This window comes from Lentilactobacillus kisonensis DSM 19906 = JCM 15041 (assembly GCF_001434135.1).
Lineage (GTDB): Bacteria > Bacillota > Bacilli > Lactobacillales > Lactobacillaceae > Lentilactobacillus > Lentilactobacillus kisonensis.
In genome coordinates this window covers 145229-164629 of sequence record NZ_AZEB01000003.1, presented here as the reverse complement: position 1 = coordinate 164629, position 19401 = coordinate 145229, and the positions used below count along the sequence as shown (strand labels likewise).

Here is a 19401-nt window from a genome sequence, read left to right as displayed (position 1 = left end):
TTAACTAGGACTTTTGTCCCAGCCTCATTTTTGAAGAAGTTTTATATTAAGTTAACTTCCATTATTCATGTCTTGCTGCTAAATCTCGCATAATCTTTGGATATTTCTTATCTAAATTGTACATGAGAAGTAAGACGATTTGAGCAATGTAAATGATAACGGGAATATAAATAAACAATTGATAAATGGCACCAATTGCACTAGCAGATTGGGTTGCTGCAGTCCCACTGTAGTGTCCCCAAGCAAGAACCCAGCCAGTTAATGCGGTACCTAATCCAACACCGACTTTTTGACCGAGACTGCCGCCACTATAAAGCAATCCTTCAATTCGCACATGAGTCTTCCATTCGCCGTATTCAATCGTGTCAGGAAACATTGCCCAAACACCACCAAGTAGAGGTGCTTGTCCCAGACCTTTAATGATTTGAGCAGTCATCACTATCCAGAAACTATCTGGGGCAACTAGGGTGAAAAAATAACCAACAATGCTAATTAATGATCCAGCAATCATCACGCGTGTCTTTCCATATTTAGAAAATAGTTTAGCCATAATTAAAAATCCAATTAATACTGGCGCTAGATAGCCGATTGTTAATACGCCTACTAAACTATCGTTATGCAAAATATACTTAGCGTAGTAAATTGTACTGCCTTGGTTTAAAGCATAACCAACACTATAAATAATGAAGAAGATCGTTGCAATCCACCAATACTTATTCTGAAGAATCGCGTTCAGGCTTGTTTTTAGAGGAATTTTTTCTGAAGCAGCTGATACTTGAACTCGTTCCCTTTGTGATTTAAATACAATCATCAATAGACCGACTGAAATGATAGACAAAACGGTATAAGTGATTACCCAACTTAACTGCTTATTACCAAAGAAATTAACCATTGGCATCGTTGCGTTGGTAACAATTAATACGCCAATTTGGGCCATAAACATTCGGAATAAGTTGAACTTTTCTCGCTGATGTTGATCACGGGTTACTAATGAATTGAGCGTTCCATAAGGGATAGCAATAGCTGAAAAGGCAATCATTAATAGGTTGTATGATAGGAAAATATAAATAATTTTCCAAACCTCAGACCAACTTGCAGGAACGGCAAAAATGGAAATTGTCAAAATAGCAAATGGTAGGGCACCAAATAATAACCACGGCCGGGTTTTACCCCAGCGACTGTGCGTTTTGTCAACCAAACCGCCAACTACCACGTCAATGATTCCATCAAAGGAACGTGAAAACAGCATTAACGTGCCGATAATTCCGGCTGAAATCCCAATCACATCTGTATAAAAGAAGACAACGAACATTCCCAGGGAAGCAAAGGTAAAGTTAATTGCCATATCCCCGAAGCCAAAGCCAACGTAATCTGTAAATCCAAGCTTTTCTTTAAACGAAACTGGATGTTGTGCATCTGCATTACTTGCCATAGTTTTCTCCTTCTTCATTAACTAAGCGTCTACATCACAATTAATGACATTCCAAGAGGCTTTTGGAAGTGATAGGTTAGCAACGTCTTGTGAAGGAGTTGTCGTCTTTGGAACAATATTTTCAGGCTTCTCAAACGTATTGGTGGCTTTTAAATCGGCTCCTGTAAAGACGATTTGTTCTTTAGGAGTAACTTTACTGAATCCTGCAAAGTTCAAGTCTAATTTAGCATCGTTATTTAAATCAGTATTCAAGGCAAAAATATGCAACTGTTTCTTTTCTTTGTCATAGACAGTAGCTGATGTAACCACTGGAAGATCGCCATAGTCCGTTGCTTGCGTATCCCCAGAAACTCTTGGTGATAAAACGGTTCCGCGACCGTATTTGGATAGCAACTCAAATGGATAATAAATGGTTTGTTTGAGTAAATGACCATCTTCATCAGTAGTAATTGGGGAAATAACGTTTAGTAGCTGTGCTAAGCAGGCAATCTCAACTTGGTCAACGTTGTTCAAAATAGTAATTCCTAATCCACCAACGGTTAGCGCATCTAGCAAGGAATACTTCTCTTGTAAAATAGCTGGATGCTCTTCCCACTTTTTAGCATCAGTTAATTCAAATGTTGTCATACCATTCAAATCGTCTAAATTATTAATTTTGATATCTTGCATATTCCAAACATTCCATTCATCCAGGCAGATCTTGATGTCTTTGTTTTGGTACTTTGGATCTTTCTGCAGTGATTTTGAATAAGCAAGGACATTCTTTGTGTTTTGAATATGATTGTCTAACTGTTTCCATGAGGATAGGAAGTTTAAGGTCCCTTGACCAGAATTCATATTGTAATTGTGAGTTGAAATGTAATCAACGTATGGATAGAGATCCTTCATAATGGTTTCGTCCCATTTAAGATAGGTCGGAAGCATTTCATAAGAACTACCACAAGCAACTAAACTAATACTCTTATCAACCCATTTCATCATTTTTGCTGCTTCGCGGGCTTTCTTAGCATAATCAGCTGCTGACATATGCCCGGCTTGCCAATCGCCTTCCATTTCGTTTCCAAGGCACCAATACTTGATGTTGTATGGTTTGCGATGGCCATTTTTGATTCGGAGGTCACTCCAGTAAGTTCCATGATCATGATTACAATATTCAACTAGTTCTGCTGCGGAGCGAATATCGCCGGTTCCTAGGTTAACGGCGATCATTGGTTTAACCCCAACTTCTTCAGCCCATTGACAAAAGTCGTCAATTCCAAATGTATTTGGTTCAACACTAGACCAGGCAAAATCCATTGTCTTCGGACGGTTATCCTTAGAGCCAATGCCATCTTTCCAGTTATAGTTTGAAACGAAGTTACCACCAGGATATCTGATGACTCCTAAGTTTAGATCTTTAACGGCTTTCTTGACGTCTTTTCGAAAACCATTCTCGTCGGAAAATGGTTTGTCAGGATCGTAAATCCCACCATAGATTGATCGTCCTAAATGTTCGGTGAAGGAGCTCCATACTTTTGGATCAACATTACCTAATTCGAATAATTTGTCGTAATTGTAGACTGACTTCATAATTAATTTCTTCCTTTTCCATATTAATTACCTAGGTGACTGTCTTTCGTACTGTGCACATCTTTATAGTAGCCTGCTGTTGTTAACGCTTGCAACGCTAAAATGATAATTAAAATAGAAAATATCAGTTTCAAATAACTCGTAAGTTAATTGAACGACTTGAATTAATAGCCTATACTTGTCTTAATATCAAGCAAGTTACTTGCAGGCATTTAATTAACCGTTATGTTATTTGAGAAGGAGAAATAATGATCGTCGATTTAAGTGAAAAATCATTACCAGTCTATAAAGCATTAGCCAATCCCGTTAGACTTCATATAATTAGGATTCTCTGTCAAAAGCCATATAGTGTGAAAGCATTAGCGAAGCAAATTGGTTTAAGTCAGCCAATTACGTTACGTCATGTCAATCAACTTCAAGAGGCTGGCATTGTTCAATTCAAACGAGAGGGTAAGAATAAGGTATCTCATATATGTATTACAGAAGTTAAGTTGGACCTGCCACAACCTGATAATACTTCGTTACTTTCACAAAGCACTGACATTCCCGTTGGTTCCTACGTTGATTTTGACGTTGTCCCTACTTGTGGGATAGCTGATGTCAATAATTTTATCGGCAACGTTGATGATCCTAAGTATTTTATGGATCCGGGCAAGTTGAACGCTCAAATCATCTGGTTTTCCAAGGGATTTATTGATTATAAAATTGGTAATTACTTGTTTGCTAAAGATCAGGTGCAAATGCTGACACTCTCGGGTGAGTTTGGCTCTGAGGTTCCTTTATCTAACCCTGATTGGCCATCCGATATTACTTTCACGCTTAATGGTCATGAGTTAGCAACTTGGACAAGTCAGGGCGACTTTGCTGACACGCGTGGTAAATATACGCCAAGATGGACACCCGCAGAATTCAATCAGTACGGAACCCAAGTAACTATCTTGGTATCCGACACTGGAACCTGGATTGGAGGTTCTAAAGTTAGCAACCTTACCATTAGTGACTTACTACCACTTCCGCGACGGATGGATCTGCGGATTGAAGTCAAAGACAATGCAAAGCACGTCGGCGGGTGTACGATCTTCGGTAAAAAATTTGGGAATATTGATCAGGATATGAGATTAACGTTGTATTATAAGTAGTTTGGTCTGATCATTGAGCGAATTATTGCTAATATAGAGTGAACGACACGCATCCTTATTTTGGGTAGGATGCGTGTCGTCTCATTCTTATTTAATGTTGATTAGTTACTTAGTACATACATTTGAGTTTTTTCAAGAGTGATAGTAATTTCCTAATCTACCCAAAAAGTTTGAAAACAGAATATCGTTTTGGACTTCAAAGAAGGAATGGTCTGAATCACATGCATAGAATATTATTAAGAAACCATTCGTGCTAAATAAGGCGTATATTATCAACTAGAGGAAAAGGTGATCAGCCTCACTTTTCAAGTTGATTGAAATTGACTGTTTAAAGATTTAATAATAGCTCTACAGTAAGGATTTGTTAGTGTATTCCTACGTGTGGAGGAAATACATTGTATTAGGTGAAGGAGTGATAGGCATGAAAATAACAGATGTTCATTTTAAGCAAAGTAAACCAAGGAAAACAGAATACGAACAACAGCTGGAATACTCAAGTTACAAGGGTTTAAGTCCTGACGAATGGTATTACTTCCTATATGAGTACCTGGACACCGGACCAGAACGAGTTGTGAACACCTATAACTTGACGGATACTAGTAGTTATCCGGTCAATTACTATAGTGTTAAACTTGGCAATCAGTTACCAAAACACAAGGCGGTTACTTTAATCAGCAACAAACCGCAATTTGTGGTGATGAGAGCCTACGATGCTAATAGTAAAGAAGACGATTATCTACTATTTGACAAGCATGCAAACGTACTATATCACGATGTTATGAAAGCTGGTGACTTGGTACACTATACGCACAACTATGAATGGAACATTTACGAAACTGTTTTACACAAGTATTTAAAGGGAAGTAACTAACATGGTAATCCAACGACCGAACAAGAAACCTAGTCAAATGCGAGCGGAGTATGAACAAGCACAGGCACACCGCAGACATGTTAAAATGGCGTTACTAGCCGTTGTAATTGTCCTAGGGGTAATCTTTTACAAGTTTGTCTTACTAGTATTCTTGGACACAATAGCCGCTTTACTAGTCGGAGCGGGAACCAGTTATTTCATGTATGCATTGGCAGTCTTAATGTGGTTTGATGGTGATCGAAAATAGTATTTCCCTATTGTGGGAATTCCAACGTTGAAGACTCTAAAAATGAGTTGATCAAGTGCTCTCCGCATATGTGGAGTAAGGTGATCCTATCTAAAGGTGGTAGGGACTAACGTTTAGAAATTTGTTGGATACGGTTTTTGCGCGTGGGATGTATTCTTTAGCTTATAATTATTGGAGTTGTGCTTACATATGTCGTTAAATTTTTTTGTGATTGCACAATAGGGGAAACTTTACCTTTTTTCTTTAAGAGATCTTGAAATTAGACTAAGACCGTCTTTGAAGTGCAACAGAAAAGTTACATCCAAACTGAATTAATTGTCACAAAGGCCTTTATTAGTAATGGTGGCAAGTTGACAAGCGTTACCTTAAGAGTTGCTGATAAGAATATCGATTTGACGTTTGCTATTACGGATTCTTCGGCAATTGTTATTAATAGTAATATTTCAGAAAAATATGTGTTATTTAGCTCGATGGATCAGGAAATGTTTTTCGTGTTATACGTATATACTTATCTAATTATAAAACTAAAGCGCATATATGAAAGCGAAGCTGATATCTTTAAAGAGAAGGAGAGCCCTAAATTCTCAAAAAAGATAGGGTTAGAAGTTATTCGATCCATAGTTCAAAAGAATAAGATAACTATGAATGAAGTTCGAAATGTTTATGAGAAGAGCGAGTAATATTTTTTTGTTGGGTTAGTTTGTGAAATGGTTTTTATATGAATACCAATGTAATAATAAGAGTCTTAATTACATTGGTACTGATAAGCTATTGGTTCTAAAATAAATTGTAAATATTACTAAACCATACTTTCTCTCTTTCTCTGCAAACGAGATCATTGTCTGTTTCTTAATAAAGCTAAAATAGTTCATCCCATTTTTCCACTGATTCGGGTCCCCACTTAGGCGAGTATAAATTCCTGTTGTCGTAAGTAAGGGCATAAAGAATCTTTTTGTTTATATCGTAGTTGGCGGTGTACCAACTCCAGGCAACCAAGGTATTGTTTTTCATTAATTCATAAAGCTTCTTAGTGTGTTGACTGTCGTTAATAATTGGTTCAGGACCTCATCGTCTTGATTAACTTATAAAAGAATCTTAAGGATAGAGTGGTTAAAAACATTTATCACAAGACAAACAACAGTAATCTTGCCTAATCGCAATCTTACTGTTGCTTTTATATTCCCGAAAAATAAAAATACATAAAACAAATATTTTCACCCCACATTAATCCCCAAAAAATCATACAAATTCCACCCCTCAGTAAAATGAGGATTCTTCCGCGCCGTCATCGGGCAAACGCCAACTAATGCTTTAAAGTCACGACTTAGATGTGCTTGATCTGCGAAATTTAATTTGGCAGCAATCTCAGATAACGGAAGATTCGTGGTTGAAATCAACTGAATCACGCGATTAATTTTAACTAAGATTTTGAAGCGGGAAATTGAAACGTCGACCTCTTTTTTAAAAAGAGTAGATAAATAATGTGAAGATAGTCCTAACTGATTGCTCAGTTCGGGCACGGTCAAATTGGCTTCTGGTGAGTCAAGAATTATTTGGTAAATATAACGGATATCCTTAGATAAGTGAACATTTCTAAGTTGTTGGACACGGCGGGCCATGTCCTTTAAAATTTCTTCGATCTTGTTCATGACGTCATCAAATGCATTCAAGGATTCAATCGTTCTAACATATTGATCGTTTAACGAATAGGCCTGATCATAATCGATGCCGGCGTTAATTGCTGATCTGATCGTTACCGAGACACAGATAATGCCCCAATTTTTAACGCTTCTAAGTCTACCTTTATCTGACAAGATTCCAATTCGCCCGGAATTAATGAGTGCCAGAAAGGTTGAATGGATCGATGAAGGATCCCCCAGCATGATTGCGGCCTTTAATGCCCGTTCGTATACATAACTAATATGGACACCATCATCGTTAAAATTCACTGCAGTAATAATGTCATCAAGTTGTCTGGATGGGATTGCACGCTGGAAGGCAAGGTCAATCGTCTGGTTATCAATGGGGAGGCCGATTAATTGTGAGAAGAATAGGATCTGCTGGTAACAGTTATTTTTCTCCAGGATTGCTGTGTTCAGGCGTTTTGAAAGGTAAATGATCTTAGAGTTTAAGTTTAGATGTTTATCCTCTTGATTATAGTTAATGACTTCGGGCCCAATCAGATAGACAAGGTCCTCTTTGATAAAGCAAAAGGTAAATAGTGTTTGTGTATGGCAGAGAACGGTAAAACTGTCCCGTTTCGGTATCCGCTTTAACATTGATGCATAGGAGTTGGTCAGAATCTTCCCCTTTTTAAATAAAACGTCAAATTGCTGGTCATTAATTTTAAATTCAATTGCCGGAATGTTCAAAGAGCTTATGTAGAGCTGTTCTAACGTCATATTTCAAATCTCCCTTCAAAAATGTTCAAAAAGTTGGATATTTGTCAAAGTTATTTGCATTTAACCTGATTATACTAATTCTTGTAAGCGTTTACGAATGCTTATCGACCAACTTATAGGATATTAGGAATAGTTAGCAAATCGTTTTGACATAGGGAGGTATTGTGTTTTGAAGATATACGTTGACGCAAGTGCAGTAAGAGATGGGAATGGGACAAAGGAAGCTCCGTACAAATTAATTAACGAAGCGGCCAAAGTTGCCGTCCCAGGAGACGATGTATTAGTTTTCCCTGGAGTATATCGGGAGTATGTGAATCCGATAAACGGTGGAACGGAAGATGCCCGGATTACGTACCGAAGCGTGGAACCACTAAAAGCAGTTATCACAGGGGCTGAAAAGATCAATTCTTGGAAACAATATCAAGATAACGTATGGGTTTGCCGGATTAACAATAGTTTGTTTGGTGATTATAACCCCTATACAACGTTTGTAATGGGTGACTGGTACTTTGGTCCAGTTAATAAGCATACTGGAGCAGTATATATGAATGATCGCCAGTTCTATGAGACAACTTCGCTTGAGGAATGCATTGAAGCAAAGGTATATGCACGATCATGGGAACGGAAAAATTCCATTTATAAATGGTATACGGAACAGGATAAGAAAACCAACGAAACAATTATCTATGCTAATTTCCAAGGTAAAAATCCTAATCAAGAAAATGTTGAAATTAATGTCCGCCGGGAAGTCTTTATGCCCCAAGAAACTGGTATTAATAACATCACTGTTAGTGGTTTTAATGTAAACAAGGCAGCAACGACCTGGGCACCACCTGCATCATACCAGGATGGCATGATTGGACCACACTGGGCAAAGAATTGGATTATTGAAGATTGTGATATTAGCCATAGTAGGTGTGCAGGAATTTCATTAGGGAAGTACCGGGATCCTGAAAATGATCAATACTTTACATATGAACATGTAAAGAGTCCGACTCAAATGGAACGAGATGCTGTTTGTCGCGGACAATATCATGGCTGGTTAAAGGAGAATATTGGCCATCATATTATCCGTCGTTGCAATATTCATCATTGTGAGCAAGACGGCATCGTTGGTCGTCAAGGTGGCGTCTTTAGCTTAATTGAAGATAATCACATTCATGATATTAACAACATGCAGGAATTGGCAGGGGCAGAAATCGCTGGGATTAAAATGCATGCAGCAATTGACGTCATCATTCGCCGGAACCATATTCATGATTGCACGATGGGCATCTGGACAGATTGGGAAGCTCAGGGAACGCGAATTAGCCAGAACTTGTTGGATCATAATTATGCACCTAAGGGGACGGCCGTTCGAATTGTTGGGGCAATGCAGAGCCAGGATATCTTCGTTGAAGTTGGTCATGGACCGACCCTGATTGATAATAACTTGCTATTATCCAAAGCATCCCTGCGATTAGCCACTGAAGGGGTGGCCTGCGTTCATAATTTGATGCTAGGATCAATCACTTCAATTGGCGCTAATACTGACTTCTTAGTTGATGGTAAAAACCAACCAAGGTTCACGCCTTATCACATTCATCACCGGACAGAAGTTGCCGGCTTTATGACAATTTTGCATGGAGATGACCGCTTCTACAATAATATCTTTGTACAAAATTGGCCAGTTGAAAAACCGGGCGAAGAAACACTAGTTGACCGTGAGGCGGAAGACACTGAACAAGTTGGGACAAACGGATTTGATGACTATCCAACCTATGACGAATGGTATTCTCAATTCAAGAAATTTGATGGCACGATTACCAAAGAAAACGATATGTGGGATTTAATGAGTGCCCACTTTGGTCACTTACCAGTTTGGGCAGCCGGGAATATGTACTTTAACGGTGCTAAAGCTTGGAAGAAGGAGACGGATAACTTAGTTAATACGAGTGATAAAGTCATTTTTGATCTTGTCGAAAATGACAATGAAGTAAGCATTAAGACAAATCTATATGATTTGATTGGCGATTACTTTGAAGGAATTATCACAACTAAGACGCTAGGTGAAGCGTTTGAACCAGAGCAACGTTATGAAACCCCTGAAGGCGACGATATTATCTTCAATGAGGATTACTTTGGCAATCATCGTGGTGTTTCCACCATTCCTGGGCCGTTTGCGTCTGGTAAAACGGCAAGTAAAATTCTGTGGCAGAAATAGCTTTAGGATAACTAATTAGTAATAGCTAATAATTGGAGGTTTATTTAGTATTGGCTGTTTAAAAGATCCGTACTAGGAATTCTGGATATTGAAGATTGTTTCTAGTAGGGACCTTTTCTATACCCCAATTTATAAAAATGATCGAACAAAAAACGCATTGTAAAGGCTTTTAGGAGGGCAGTGTTATGGATGATAAAGAAGTAACGGCAAAGGGGAAATTTCCCTACCGGTTGGGATTTGGACTTTTATTTGGGCTTTTAGGGTGGCTGGTTCCATATTTAGGCGTTAATTCAACGTTGTTACCCGCTAAGATTCAACAAATTGCGCCTAATCAGAAAGTTGAAATCGTCGCACTTTTGGCAACAATTGCAATGGTAGTTGCAACGATTGCCAACATTATTGAAGGTGCATTGTCTGATCGAACTGTTAGTCGTTGGGGAAAGCGAAATCCGTGGATATTCGCAGGAATGATCAGTACGCTAATTTGTTTTTATTTCTTAACTAAAGTGACGACAATTTCGGGAATTATTATTAACTGGTCTTTATTCCAGGTTGCCTTAAATATGATGGTTGCCCCATTAGTTGCCTTTATTGCTGATAAAGCACCAGAAAAGTATCGGGGGTCAATTTCAGCGTTTTACGGAGTAGGAATGAATATTGGGACGCCAGTTGGAACCATGATTGCGTCACAATATATTACTGGTATTAATCAAGGAATTTACATCTTCATGGTTTTTGAAGTGATTTTTACAATTACTGGGTTATTACTGGTAGGTGATGGTAACAATAAGGGAGAAAAGGTTAAAAAATTGCATGGTTCAGAATTAATTGAAGCTTTTTCCTTCCCAATACATGGCGATATCAAGGATTTCTATTTGGCAGTTGTAGGTAAGTTGCTATTTGTTTCCGCCCAATTTATTATTACAGGTTATCAATTGTATATCTTTACGGATTACATGAAGCTGTCATCCGCCAATGCTTCCCATAATCTATCAATTATGTCAATGATCCTGTTAGTTGCGGGGGTTTCATTTGCAATTATTGGCGGACCACTTGCTGATAAATTTCACAGCTTAAAATTGTTGGTTGCGGCTTCAACAATTGCGATGGGCCTTGGGGTTGCAATTCCAGCAATTGATCCAGCACCGTGGACCATGTTTGTCTATGCGGGCTTAAGTGGTGCTGCCATGGGGATGTATAACTCAGTTGATCAGGCTTTGAACGTGTCGGTTTTGCCTAACCCTAATAGTGTGGCTAAGGATTTAGGAATTGTTAATCTGGCTAACTCACTCGGGCAGGTGTTTGGTCCGATTGTTGCTTCTATGATTATTGGTGCAATTGGCTATCGAATGATGTTTCCAGCAGCTGGGGTTATGTGTTTAGTCGGTGCAATTTTGATTCTGATGATTAAGAAAGTGCACTAGTACAACATGAAATCTGCTTTCAATTTAAATAGGTATATTTATTTTGAAATGTTAATAAAAGTCTCAAACTATCATACTAATAGCTTGAGACTTTTATTAACATTAGAAATAAGTAAACGAACTTGATTTAACGGCATATCATCTAACACAGACTATTTAAAATCACATCTTGATAGTGTATACTTCTAATTATATTTTAACTTAATTAGAAAAGAGGAACTTTAAATGTTTGATAACACGTTTAGAAAACAAATCAATGATTGTGAACCATATATTGCTGGGGAAACGGAGGATGTTGTCCGGAAAAGGTACCATCTTACTAAAGTCGTTAAATTAGGATCCAATGAGAATCCATATGGGCCGTTTGACCATGCTCGGCAGGCAATGATTCGAAGCATTGATACGGTTAATCGTTATCCTGAAGATGATTTTGTTGAAACCAAGCAATTGATTGCTGACCAATGGGGCCTGGCTGCCGAAAACGTTGCGATTGGTAGCGGGGCAGGGAACATCTTAGAGAATTTAGCTAAGGAATTTCTGAATGAAGGTGACGAGGTATTGATTGCCAAACAATCTTACCGACTTTACCGAGAGATTTCTAAGATGATGGGCGCTAAGGTGCTTGAAATTCCGTTACGCAACGATTTTCAATTTGATTTAACTGCTTTTCAAAAACAAATTAATGATAAAACAAAATTAATTTGGATCTGCAACCCGAACAATCCGACATCCACGCTGACGGACGCAGCTCAGCTTGAGACATTTATCGATAACTTACCCGATCATGTCTGGGTCGTTATTGACGAAGCCTATGCCGACTTTTCTGACCAGACGAAGTTACCAGATCTGCGTAAATATATTGGTAAGAAACGGGTTGTCATTGTCAGAACCTTTTCGAAGTTTTATGGTCTTGCGGGAGCTCGACTGGGATACGCTTTATCAGATCCCAAAACCATTCAGGGTTATGATACAGTGACCGAACCCTTTAGTACGAACAGAATGGTACTGGCAGCGGCGATGGCTTCCATCAAATTTGATCAGAAGCAAATTGCGACAACCTTGGCCAAAATTCAAAATGATCGTCAAGAAGTGACTACTGAACTAGAGAAATTGGGATGTGAAGTTGCGCCTTCACAAGCAAACTTTATTTTTGCTAAGATCCCTGAAAATGGGGCAACGGCAAGCGATATTTGCCAACAATTAATGGAACAGGGTGTCATTATCCGTGACTGTACACCATGGGGTTACCCACAACACGTTCGGATCACCATTGGTACCCATAAAGAAATGCAATTCTTCTTAGAAAAGTTCATCGGGTTGCTCAAAGCCGACGAAGAAGTTACGCAATAGTGGGGTAAGCTCAATGACAAAAGTAAAACAATATTTGCTATTAATTTTGCTCGGAATGGCGGGCGGCACCATTTATGATTTCCCGTACATTAAGTATATTTTTTATAACCAAATGCTATCTTCAATGCACATCAACAATACCCAACTTGGAATTTTGACTTCCATTTATGGGATTGGCTGTCTAATTTTATACATTCCTGGTGGGATTTTAGCTGATAAGATGCGGTCTAAAAATGCGTTGGTTATCTCCCTATTTGGAACGGCAGCCCTTGCGGTGGTCTTTGGGATGACGTTAAATTTTGTGGTTGCCATCATCGTCTGGATTCTATTAGCGCTTAGTTCCGCGTTCATTTTCTGGTCAGCCATCATTAAGGCGATCCGGCTGGTTGGCGGTGAGGAAAACGGCGGTAAAATGTACGGCATTTACTATGCTGCCAACGGTTTATCAGCTGCCATCCTGAATTTTTTGGCATTAGCCGTTTATGGCAAGGTTGGCAATGGTAAATTTGGCATGGCTGCCGCTTCTATCACCATGGCGCTGGTCATTGGGATTATTGCGATCCTATTGGTCATTTTTTTACCCAACCAAGATGCGCAGATTGGTGATCAAGATAATTCTCCTAAGCTCAAAGATTTCAAACAAGTTGTTTTTAATCCATCGGTATGGGTGATCGCGGTAGTATTTTTCATGACTTATGGTCTGTTTTCTGGCGTATCGTACCTAACCCCATACTTAGCGGATGTCGTTGGGGTGTCTAACCAGACTAGCAGCATGTTGGGGATTGTCCGAAACTATGTCTTTCTTCTGTTAGCCCCAGTTAGCGGTATCATTGCGGACCGGTTCTTTCACTCCACTTTACGCTGGTTTACCGTTGGTTACGTCATTTTAGCAGTATCACTAATTGTAATTGCACTATCAACTGCTTTGCCGATGGGGGTCATTATTATCCTGTCACTGATCCCAGGAATCATGGCACTAGGACTTTACGGCATCCAATTCTCGATTATTGGGGAAAGTAAAATACCACTTTCCTTGATGGGGGCCACTACCGGGTTTGTATCATTGATTGGTTACTTGCCTGATATGGTGATGCCGACGGTATTTGGGAGGATTCTCGATAGTCAAAAAAATCATGGCTATTCAACGGTCTTTTTGATTCTAGCCGCTTTCGCCTTGGTTGCGAGTCTGGGCAGTGTCGTGATTTATAAGTTAAACCAATCAAGAGAGAAAAAGTCTTCGTTATTAGCAGCTAAGGAGGGAATTGACGAATGAAAGTTGTGATTACGGACACTGCCGAACCACTTAATCGAGATTTAGATTATGAAAAACGGTTATTGAGACGGATGCTAGGTGACCAGGCTGAAATTGTTGTCTATCCGTATGCCGGGGATCGGCAAGAACTAATTAATACGATTCAGGATGCCGATGCAATTTTAACTTCATACTTAACCTTTGACGCGGAGTTACTCCAAGCTTGTCATCGTTTAAAAGTAATCTCGATTGAAGCGACCGGCTATAATAATATTGATATGGTAGCTGCCAAATCGCAGGGGGTTGCGGTTTGTGTGATTGCTGAATACTGTACCGAAGAAGTTTCTGATTTTGTTGTTTTAAGTGCGATCTCTATGAATAAACAACTCAAGTATTATATGACTCAGGTTGATCAGCACGACTCCTATGACTTTCAACCCAACAAACCAGTTAGACGGCTAAGTGATTCAGTGTTTGGCATTATGGGATTAGGAAAGATTGGCTCCGAAGCTGCCCGTAAAGCCCAAGCATTTGGGATGAAAGTGATTTCGTACAGTACGCCCCATGCTCAAAAGCGGGCGGCTGAAATGAATATTCCCTTAGTTTCCAAAGCCGAATTGTTTGCGCAATCAGACTTTATCGCCCTGACAATGCGGCTAACTAAGGAGAATACGCATATCCTAAACGAGGATACTTTTAATCAAATGAAAAAGTCGCCAATTATTGTCAATATTGCCAGGGGTGTGATGATTGATGAAGATGCGTTGCTAACGGCCTTAGATTCTGGCAAGGTAAGGGGGGCTGCCCTCGATGTCTTAACTAATGAATCTGCTCAGGGGTTGAAGGAAAGCAAACTGGTTGGGAGAGATGATGTGATGATTACGCCGCACGTCGCGTTTTACTCGGATCAGTCTTTGGAAGATTGTCAAAGAATTGCGGTTGAAAACTTGGCTTATTCACTGTTGGGCAACGAGGAGAAGTTGTTTAGGCAGGTTAACTAATAATGTAATGTAATTGAGGATGTTTTGGAACGAGCTAAAAGGCCAAGGGTCACGCACTTTTCTGTGTGATCTTTGGCCCTTTGTGGTAGTTGTAAAAATAGAAGAAATTGACAATTTTTATTACTTAAGTATGGTCAAGTGGATGAGACCTCACATCCCCACCAACTTCACCGTACTCTTCCCTTGGCCAACCGCGGTTACCCGAATCTGGCAAGGAATACTATCCTGCAGCATTGACACGTGGCTAATAATACCAATCGTGCGATTGCTGCTTTCAATATTTTCTAATGCCGCCATGGCGGTTGAGAGGGACTCTTGGTCCAAACTGCCGAAGCCCTCATCAACGAACAGGGTGTCGATGCTAATGCCACCTGCTTCGTTTTGGATGACTTCACCGAGTGCTAAGGCGAGACTTAGGGCAACAATGAAGCTTTCGCCGCCTGACAAAGTGTGGACGCTTCTAGTTTCGCCGACGGTATCATCGTAAACGTCAATTTCGAGTCCGGTATCCTTTTGATAGGTGCCGGATTCTTTGTGTAACAAGAGGTGATAACGCCCAGAACTCAACTGCTTCAAGTGCTCGTTGGCAACACTTAGGATTTCCGCCAATTGGGCTCGTAGGACGTAGCGTTCCAGACCTAATTTGGCATCGTTATTGCCGGTAACCGTTGAGACCAGCTGATTTAACTGGGTGAGCTTTTCTTGCTGGCTGTGGATATCCTGGTAGCTTTTATTAATCCGCTGCAGCGCGTTACCGTTTAATACGTACCGGTTGTTTTGAACCTTTGACTGGGCGTTTAAATCATCCCGCGCTTGGCTCAATTTCTTAAGTTGCGCCCGTTCTTCATTAAGGTTAACTAACTTGTGGTCACCAATTGCTTTTTCGGTTGTCTCAATTGCAACCGTCACGGCCTGAACCTGGCTTTGGTAATCGGTTGCCCGTTTTTGATAGTCGGATAAGTCACTTAGATGTCGCAAGAGAGATTCGTACTCTGACCACTCGTCAGCGCCCAGTTGGGTCCGCACGGCATCAGTAATCGCTCCTTGAATTTCGACTGCCCTTTTCTTACTCTCATCGATATACTGGCTGATTTGCTTGATGGTGGCAGTAGCTTCGGAAATGGCATTACCAATTTTGGTTAAATCATGATTGTTCTGTTCAACCGCAGTTTCATAGGATTGAACGGACTTAGTAATTTTTTTCAGATATATATCCAGTGATGCCAAATCGTCAAATTCGGTTGGTAAGTCCGCTTGAATGGTCTCTAAAGTGCCCTTTGTTTTTGCTAAATCTTTTTCGGCTCCCTGAAGCTGGTCTGTAAGTGTCTTCGCCGTTGCCGTTAGTTGGTCAAGCTGTTCTTTAATGTGGCCTTGCTTTTCGGCTTTCTCTGCTAAAATTTGGAGCTGATCGGCAACCGTCTTCGTCTCCTGATCATTCTTTGTTGACTGCTGCTTAATCAAGGCAATGGCAGCGGCTAAATCACTGACCGGTTCTTGGGCAACTTGTTTCTCAACGAAGGTTGCTACCAATTCCGAGAATGATTCCTGATACTGGTTTGTTTGTTTGGTGAGTTGGTTTTTGAGGTTGGTAACTAAAGACGCTTGCTTAGTTGCTTCATCTTTAACAGTTTGCAGGTGATTTTGCGCGGTTTTGAGTTGCACGTTGGAAACAGTTTGGATGTCTTCAACGTGGGCGGGAGCGGGATGTTCCAAGCTGCCGCAAACGGGACAGGGCGTGCCATCCTTTAACTGCCCAACTAAATTCATAATCTGGCTCTTTAACCAATTGTTGCGTAGCTCATCGTAATTTGCTTGGGTTACCTTAACCTGAGTCTTAGCAGTCGCTAACGCGGATTCGGCCGCTTTAATTTGGGATTCAAGGGTGTGATTATCAGTCATTTGTCGATATAAATGATTCAATTGCTGTTGATAGCTAACTAGTTGGGCCTTGGCCTGCTTAAGACGGTAATCCTGATCCTTTAGTTGATCTCGTTGCGTCAAATCAGTTTCAATCTGATTCGTTTGTTCTTGGAGATCCGTCACTGATTTGTTAGTGATCACAAGCTGCTGCTTAATGCCTGCAAGGTGATCTTCACCAGTTACCACGGCTTGTTTGAGATCAGCAGCTTTTTGAAAGGACTGGCGTTGCTTGGTTAGGACTGGAATGCGGTCTTTGAGGATGGCTTCATCCGCCTGCTTAGATTGAAGTGCCTGCTGGGTCGTTTGGGTGGTCGCTTGGGTTGTCTGATAGCTGGTTAATTGGTCGGTTGCGATTGTTAGTTTGGCCTGCGAATCCTGAATGGCAGCTTGTAATTCTTGGAACCGATCATACTTGGGCTTCAATTCCTTTGCCCAGGTTAGCTGATTAATTGCTGTTGTTAGCTTTTCGTAATCGGCTTTTTTGGCAGTTAACGTTACCAACTCTTGCTGTTTATGAGCTAATTCGTGAATTTGGGTGTTCATTTGGGTTTCGGCATCAATTTTAGAGGACTGGCTGGTAATTTTAGCTTGAAGTCCAGTAATCTTCTCGGCCAGCGCATTTAGATCATCTTTGGCGGTCTTTTGCTGGGCTTTTAATGTTCCAATCTGCTTTTCCGTTGACTGTTTTTGAATGTCAGCGGGTGCAGCGACCCAGTTGATACTGGCTAAATTATCGGCGATGGCCTGTTGCCACTGTTTAGAGTCAGCATTCATTTCCCGTAATTGAGTCGCTAGGGCGTCACTCCAACGGCGGTAAATATCCGTGTGAAAAATATTTCGCAGTAGGGTTTCCTTATCTGAACTGCTGGCGGCTAGGAACTTTCGGAAATCACCTTGGGGAAGGAGAACAATCTGGACAAATTGTTGACGGTTGAGTTGTAAAATCTTTTCAACGTTAGCCGTAATTTCTGAAATCCGACTAATTTCGTTAACCTTTTCACCATTTTTAAAAAAGCTTAGCTTACCTTTGGCCTCATAGACTTTTTGGCCGTCGCCGCGTTGCCTGTTTAATGTTTGCTTTGGTTGGCGGGTAATTTCGTATTGTTTGCCTTGGTGTTCAAACGTTAGGTCAACTTCGGTAGGAGAATCAAAATCCGCGAAGTCTGATCGCAGGCTTTCAGGATCTCTGTCCTTGGTAATGCCGTCACCAAATAGGGCAAAGGTGATGGCATCAAAAATGGTTGTTTTACCGCTCCCGGTGTTGCCGAAAATTAAAAAGACGGGGGACTGTTCAAGTTGCGTAAAGTCGATTGTTTCGTCTTCATAAGGGCCAAAATTCTGCATGTGTAATTTTAATGGTTTCATTAGACTTTCCCCCCGTTGCTGGCAATTTTTAGTGCCGTTGCTGCCCACTTCTTTTGCTGGTCAGTTAGATCGTCATTCGCAATTTGCTTATAAAAATCTGCTAACAGCATCATAGGATCCTTTTGGCGAATTTGTTTACCACTTTCCCCCCGATAATCTACGACCGTTTCATAGCCATTTTCACGGTCTAACGAAATGATGTGGGGGTAAATATCCCGCAATTGAGCGAGGACGTTGGGGATGGCCTTGGTGTCCTTCAAAGTGACACCAAAGTAGTCAGCTAGTGGCAACTGTTCATAGAATTGTTTATCCGTGAGGGTGGCGAAGAATTCGGTTAACTTTCGAACATCGTGCAGTGGCTTAATGGGTTTAAATGTAAAGGTTACTGGACCCGTGTCTACAATAAACACACCCTTTTGCTGGTTGGCTTCTGACAGGGAAAACTTCACCGGGGAGCCACTATATCGTGCATTGTCCGCGTGAAGGGCGTCTTTCCCATGTAGATGGCCGAGGGCGACGTAATCAAAATCTTTAAGTAGTGATACTGGAACGGATGCTAGGCCACCAACGGTTAACTGGGTTTCAGAATCGGTTGTGGCGCTACCGTCCGCAAAGAAGTGCGCAACCAAAATATGTTTCTTCTTGGGATCAAACAGGGATTTCATCTTTGCTGCGATTGGTTTAAATGCCTGGTCAAGGTGTTTGATGGTGTCGTCGTTGAAATACTGCTGGGCATCAAATAATTCGAAGTAGGGTAGTAAGAAGAGCTGCGTATCAGCGAGTTCGATCGGTATAAAGGCCTGATCCAACCTTGTGTGTAGGTAGAAATGAGTTTGCTGAAACCACTTGGAACCGGTTGATAGGCGAGTCGCGCTATCGTGATTACCGGAAATGGCGTAGATTGGGAATTTATCGGTTAGGTTTAATTTTTCGATCATCTGATTAAGCAGGGCCACGGAGTCTTCGGCGGGGAGGCTGCGATCGTAAAGATCACCGGCGATAATGATGCCATCAACCTTTTCTTTAATTGCAATTTTTTCGATCTGGTCAAAGGCATTTTGTTGTTCTTCGGTCAAATCAAAACCGTGAAGTCGGCGGCCAATGTGCCAATCGGCAGTATGTAAAAAGCGCATGTTAGTTTTGTCCTTTCAACGTGTAAAAATTTTAGGGTTCAATAGTCATATACGAATTATTTGCAAAGTTGTTTTGAGTATATTCCTGGTGAA

The 19401-nt window shown here is 40.6% G+C and carries 13 protein-coding genes; 8 read left to right on the top strand and 5 right to left on the bottom strand.

Annotated elements, in window-relative coordinates; translation table 11 throughout:
* Window positions 1-61: 61 nt before the first annotated feature.
* Complete coding sequence (locus FC98_RS03105) at window positions 62-1432, bottom strand: MFS transporter (protein ID WP_056949182.1); 1371 nt, start codon at window positions 1430-1432, stop codon at window positions 62-64.
* A gap of 21 nt (window positions 1433-1453) precedes the next feature.
* A complete protein-coding gene (locus tag FC98_RS03100; protein WP_054654557.1) occupies window positions 1454-3001 on the bottom strand; it encodes an alpha-N-arabinofuranosidase in 1548 nt (515 codons plus the stop codon).
* Between the two features lie 248 nt (window positions 3002-3249).
* On the opposite strand from FC98_RS03100, the gene FC98_RS03095 reads away from it, so the two are divergent.
* From FC98_RS03095 to FC98_RS03085, 3 genes are all read left to right on the top strand, one after another.
* On the top strand, window positions 3250-4140 hold the full coding sequence (locus FC98_RS03095) for an ArsR/SmtB family transcription factor (protein WP_056949181.1): 891 nt from the start codon (window positions 3250-3252) through the stop codon (window positions 4138-4140).
* 421 nt (window positions 4141-4561) lie between these two features.
* Window positions 4562-5011, top strand: coding sequence for a hypothetical protein (locus FC98_RS03090; RefSeq protein WP_054654553.1), 450 nt, complete (start codon window positions 4562-4564; stop codon window positions 5009-5011).
* Between the two features lies 1 nt (window position 5012).
* The gene (locus FC98_RS03085; protein ID WP_056949180.1) at window positions 5013-5258 is read left to right on the top strand and encodes a hypothetical protein; all 246 of its coding nucleotides are present in this window, start codon (window positions 5013-5015) and stop codon (window positions 5256-5258) included.
* A 1214-nt stretch (window positions 5259-6472) separates the two neighbouring features.
* Here FC98_RS03085 and FC98_RS03075 read toward each other — a convergent pair.
* Window positions 6473-7660: a helix-turn-helix domain-containing protein gene (locus FC98_RS03075; protein WP_008856175.1), complete on the bottom strand. Its 1188-nt coding sequence runs from the start codon at window positions 7658-7660 to the stop codon at window positions 6473-6475.
* 169 nt (window positions 7661-7829) lie between these two features.
* Here FC98_RS03075 and FC98_RS03070 point away from each other — a divergent pair, with 169 nt between their 5' ends.
* The 5 genes from FC98_RS03070 to FC98_RS03050 all read left to right on the top strand — a co-directional run bounded on the left by FC98_RS03070 (window position 7830) and on the right by FC98_RS03050 (window position 14890).
* Window positions 7830-9863 (top strand): right-handed parallel beta-helix repeat-containing protein, encoded by a 2034-nt coding sequence (locus tag FC98_RS03070; protein ID WP_008856174.1) that lies wholly within the window; start codon window positions 7830-7832, stop codon window positions 9861-9863.
* Between the two features lie 185 nt (window positions 9864-10048).
* The gene (locus tag FC98_RS03065) at window positions 10049-11287 is read left to right on the top strand and encodes an MFS transporter (RefSeq protein ID WP_008856173.1); all 1239 of its coding nucleotides are present in this window, start codon (window positions 10049-10051) and stop codon (window positions 11285-11287) included.
* A 225-nt stretch (window positions 11288-11512) separates the two neighbouring features.
* Window positions 11513-12637 carry a histidinol-phosphate transaminase gene (gene hisC, locus FC98_RS03060; RefSeq protein WP_054654549.1) on the top strand — a complete coding sequence of 375 codons (1125 nt, stop codon included), beginning with the start codon at window positions 11513-11515 and terminating at the stop codon, window positions 12635-12637.
* 13 nt (window positions 12638-12650) lie between these two features.
* Window positions 12651-13910 (top strand): MFS transporter, encoded by a 1260-nt coding sequence (locus FC98_RS03055; protein WP_008856171.1) that lies wholly within the window; start codon window positions 12651-12653, stop codon window positions 13908-13910.
* Window positions 13907-14890: an NAD(P)-dependent oxidoreductase gene (locus FC98_RS03050; RefSeq protein WP_054654543.1), complete on the top strand. Its 984-nt coding sequence runs from the start codon at window positions 13907-13909 to the stop codon at window positions 14888-14890. Before FC98_RS03055 ends, FC98_RS03050 begins: the two co-directional genes overlap by 4 nt.
* Window positions 14891-15040: 150 nt before the next feature.
* Here FC98_RS03050 and FC98_RS03045 read toward each other — a convergent pair whose 3' ends face one another.
* Both FC98_RS03045 and FC98_RS03040 read right to left on the bottom strand, forming a co-directional pair.
* Window positions 15041-18175, bottom strand: coding sequence for an AAA family ATPase (locus FC98_RS03045; protein ID WP_056949179.1), 3135 nt, complete (start codon window positions 18173-18175; stop codon window positions 15041-15043).
* Window positions 18175-19308 carry an exonuclease SbcCD subunit D gene (locus FC98_RS03040; protein ID WP_008856168.1) on the bottom strand — a complete coding sequence of 378 codons (1134 nt, stop codon included), beginning with the start codon at window positions 19306-19308 and terminating at the stop codon, window positions 18175-18177. The genes FC98_RS03045 and FC98_RS03040 overlap by 1 nt, the downstream gene beginning before the upstream one ends.
* Between the last annotated feature and the right edge of the window lie 93 nt (window positions 19309-19401).

What these genes read in the sequence shown, in the direction of transcription:
- FC98_RS03040 (WP_008856168.1), bottom strand. Translation starts at nt 19,308, where the DNA reads ATGCGCTTTTTACATACTGCCGATTGGCACATTGGCCGCCGACTTCAC.
- FC98_RS03075 (WP_008856175.1), bottom strand. Translation starts at nt 7,660, where the DNA reads ATGACGTTAGAACAGCTCTACATAAGCTCTTTGAACATTCCGGCAATT.
- FC98_RS03105 (WP_056949182.1), bottom strand. Translation starts at nt 1,432, where the DNA reads ATGGCAAGTAATGCAGATGCACAACATCCAGTTTCGTTTAAAGAAAAG.
- FC98_RS03065 (WP_008856173.1), top strand. Translation starts at nt 10,049, where the DNA reads ATGGATGATAAAGAAGTAACGGCAAAGGGGAAATTTCCCTACCGGTTG.
- FC98_RS03100 (WP_054654557.1), bottom strand. Translation starts at nt 3,001, where the DNA reads ATGAAGTCAGTCTACAATTACGACAAATTATTCGAATTAGGTAATGTT.
- FC98_RS03095 (WP_056949181.1), top strand. Translation starts at nt 3,250, where the DNA reads ATGATCGTCGATTTAAGTGAAAAATCATTACCAGTCTATAAAGCATTA.
- FC98_RS03050 (WP_054654543.1), top strand. Translation starts at nt 13,907, where the DNA reads ATGAAAGTTGTGATTACGGACACTGCCGAACCACTTAATCGAGATTTA.
- FC98_RS03090 (WP_054654553.1), top strand. Translation starts at nt 4,562, where the DNA reads ATGAAAATAACAGATGTTCATTTTAAGCAAAGTAAACCAAGGAAAACA.
- FC98_RS03055 (WP_008856171.1), top strand. Translation starts at nt 12,651, where the DNA reads ATGACAAAAGTAAAACAATATTTGCTATTAATTTTGCTCGGAATGGCG.
- hisC (WP_054654549.1), top strand. Translation starts at nt 11,513, where the DNA reads ATGTTTGATAACACGTTTAGAAAACAAATCAATGATTGTGAACCATAT.
- FC98_RS03085 (WP_056949180.1), top strand. Translation starts at nt 5,013, where the DNA reads ATGGTAATCCAACGACCGAACAAGAAACCTAGTCAAATGCGAGCGGAG.
- FC98_RS03045 (WP_056949179.1), bottom strand. Translation starts at nt 18,175, where the DNA reads ATGAAACCATTAAAATTACACATGCAGAATTTTGGCCCTTATGAAGAC.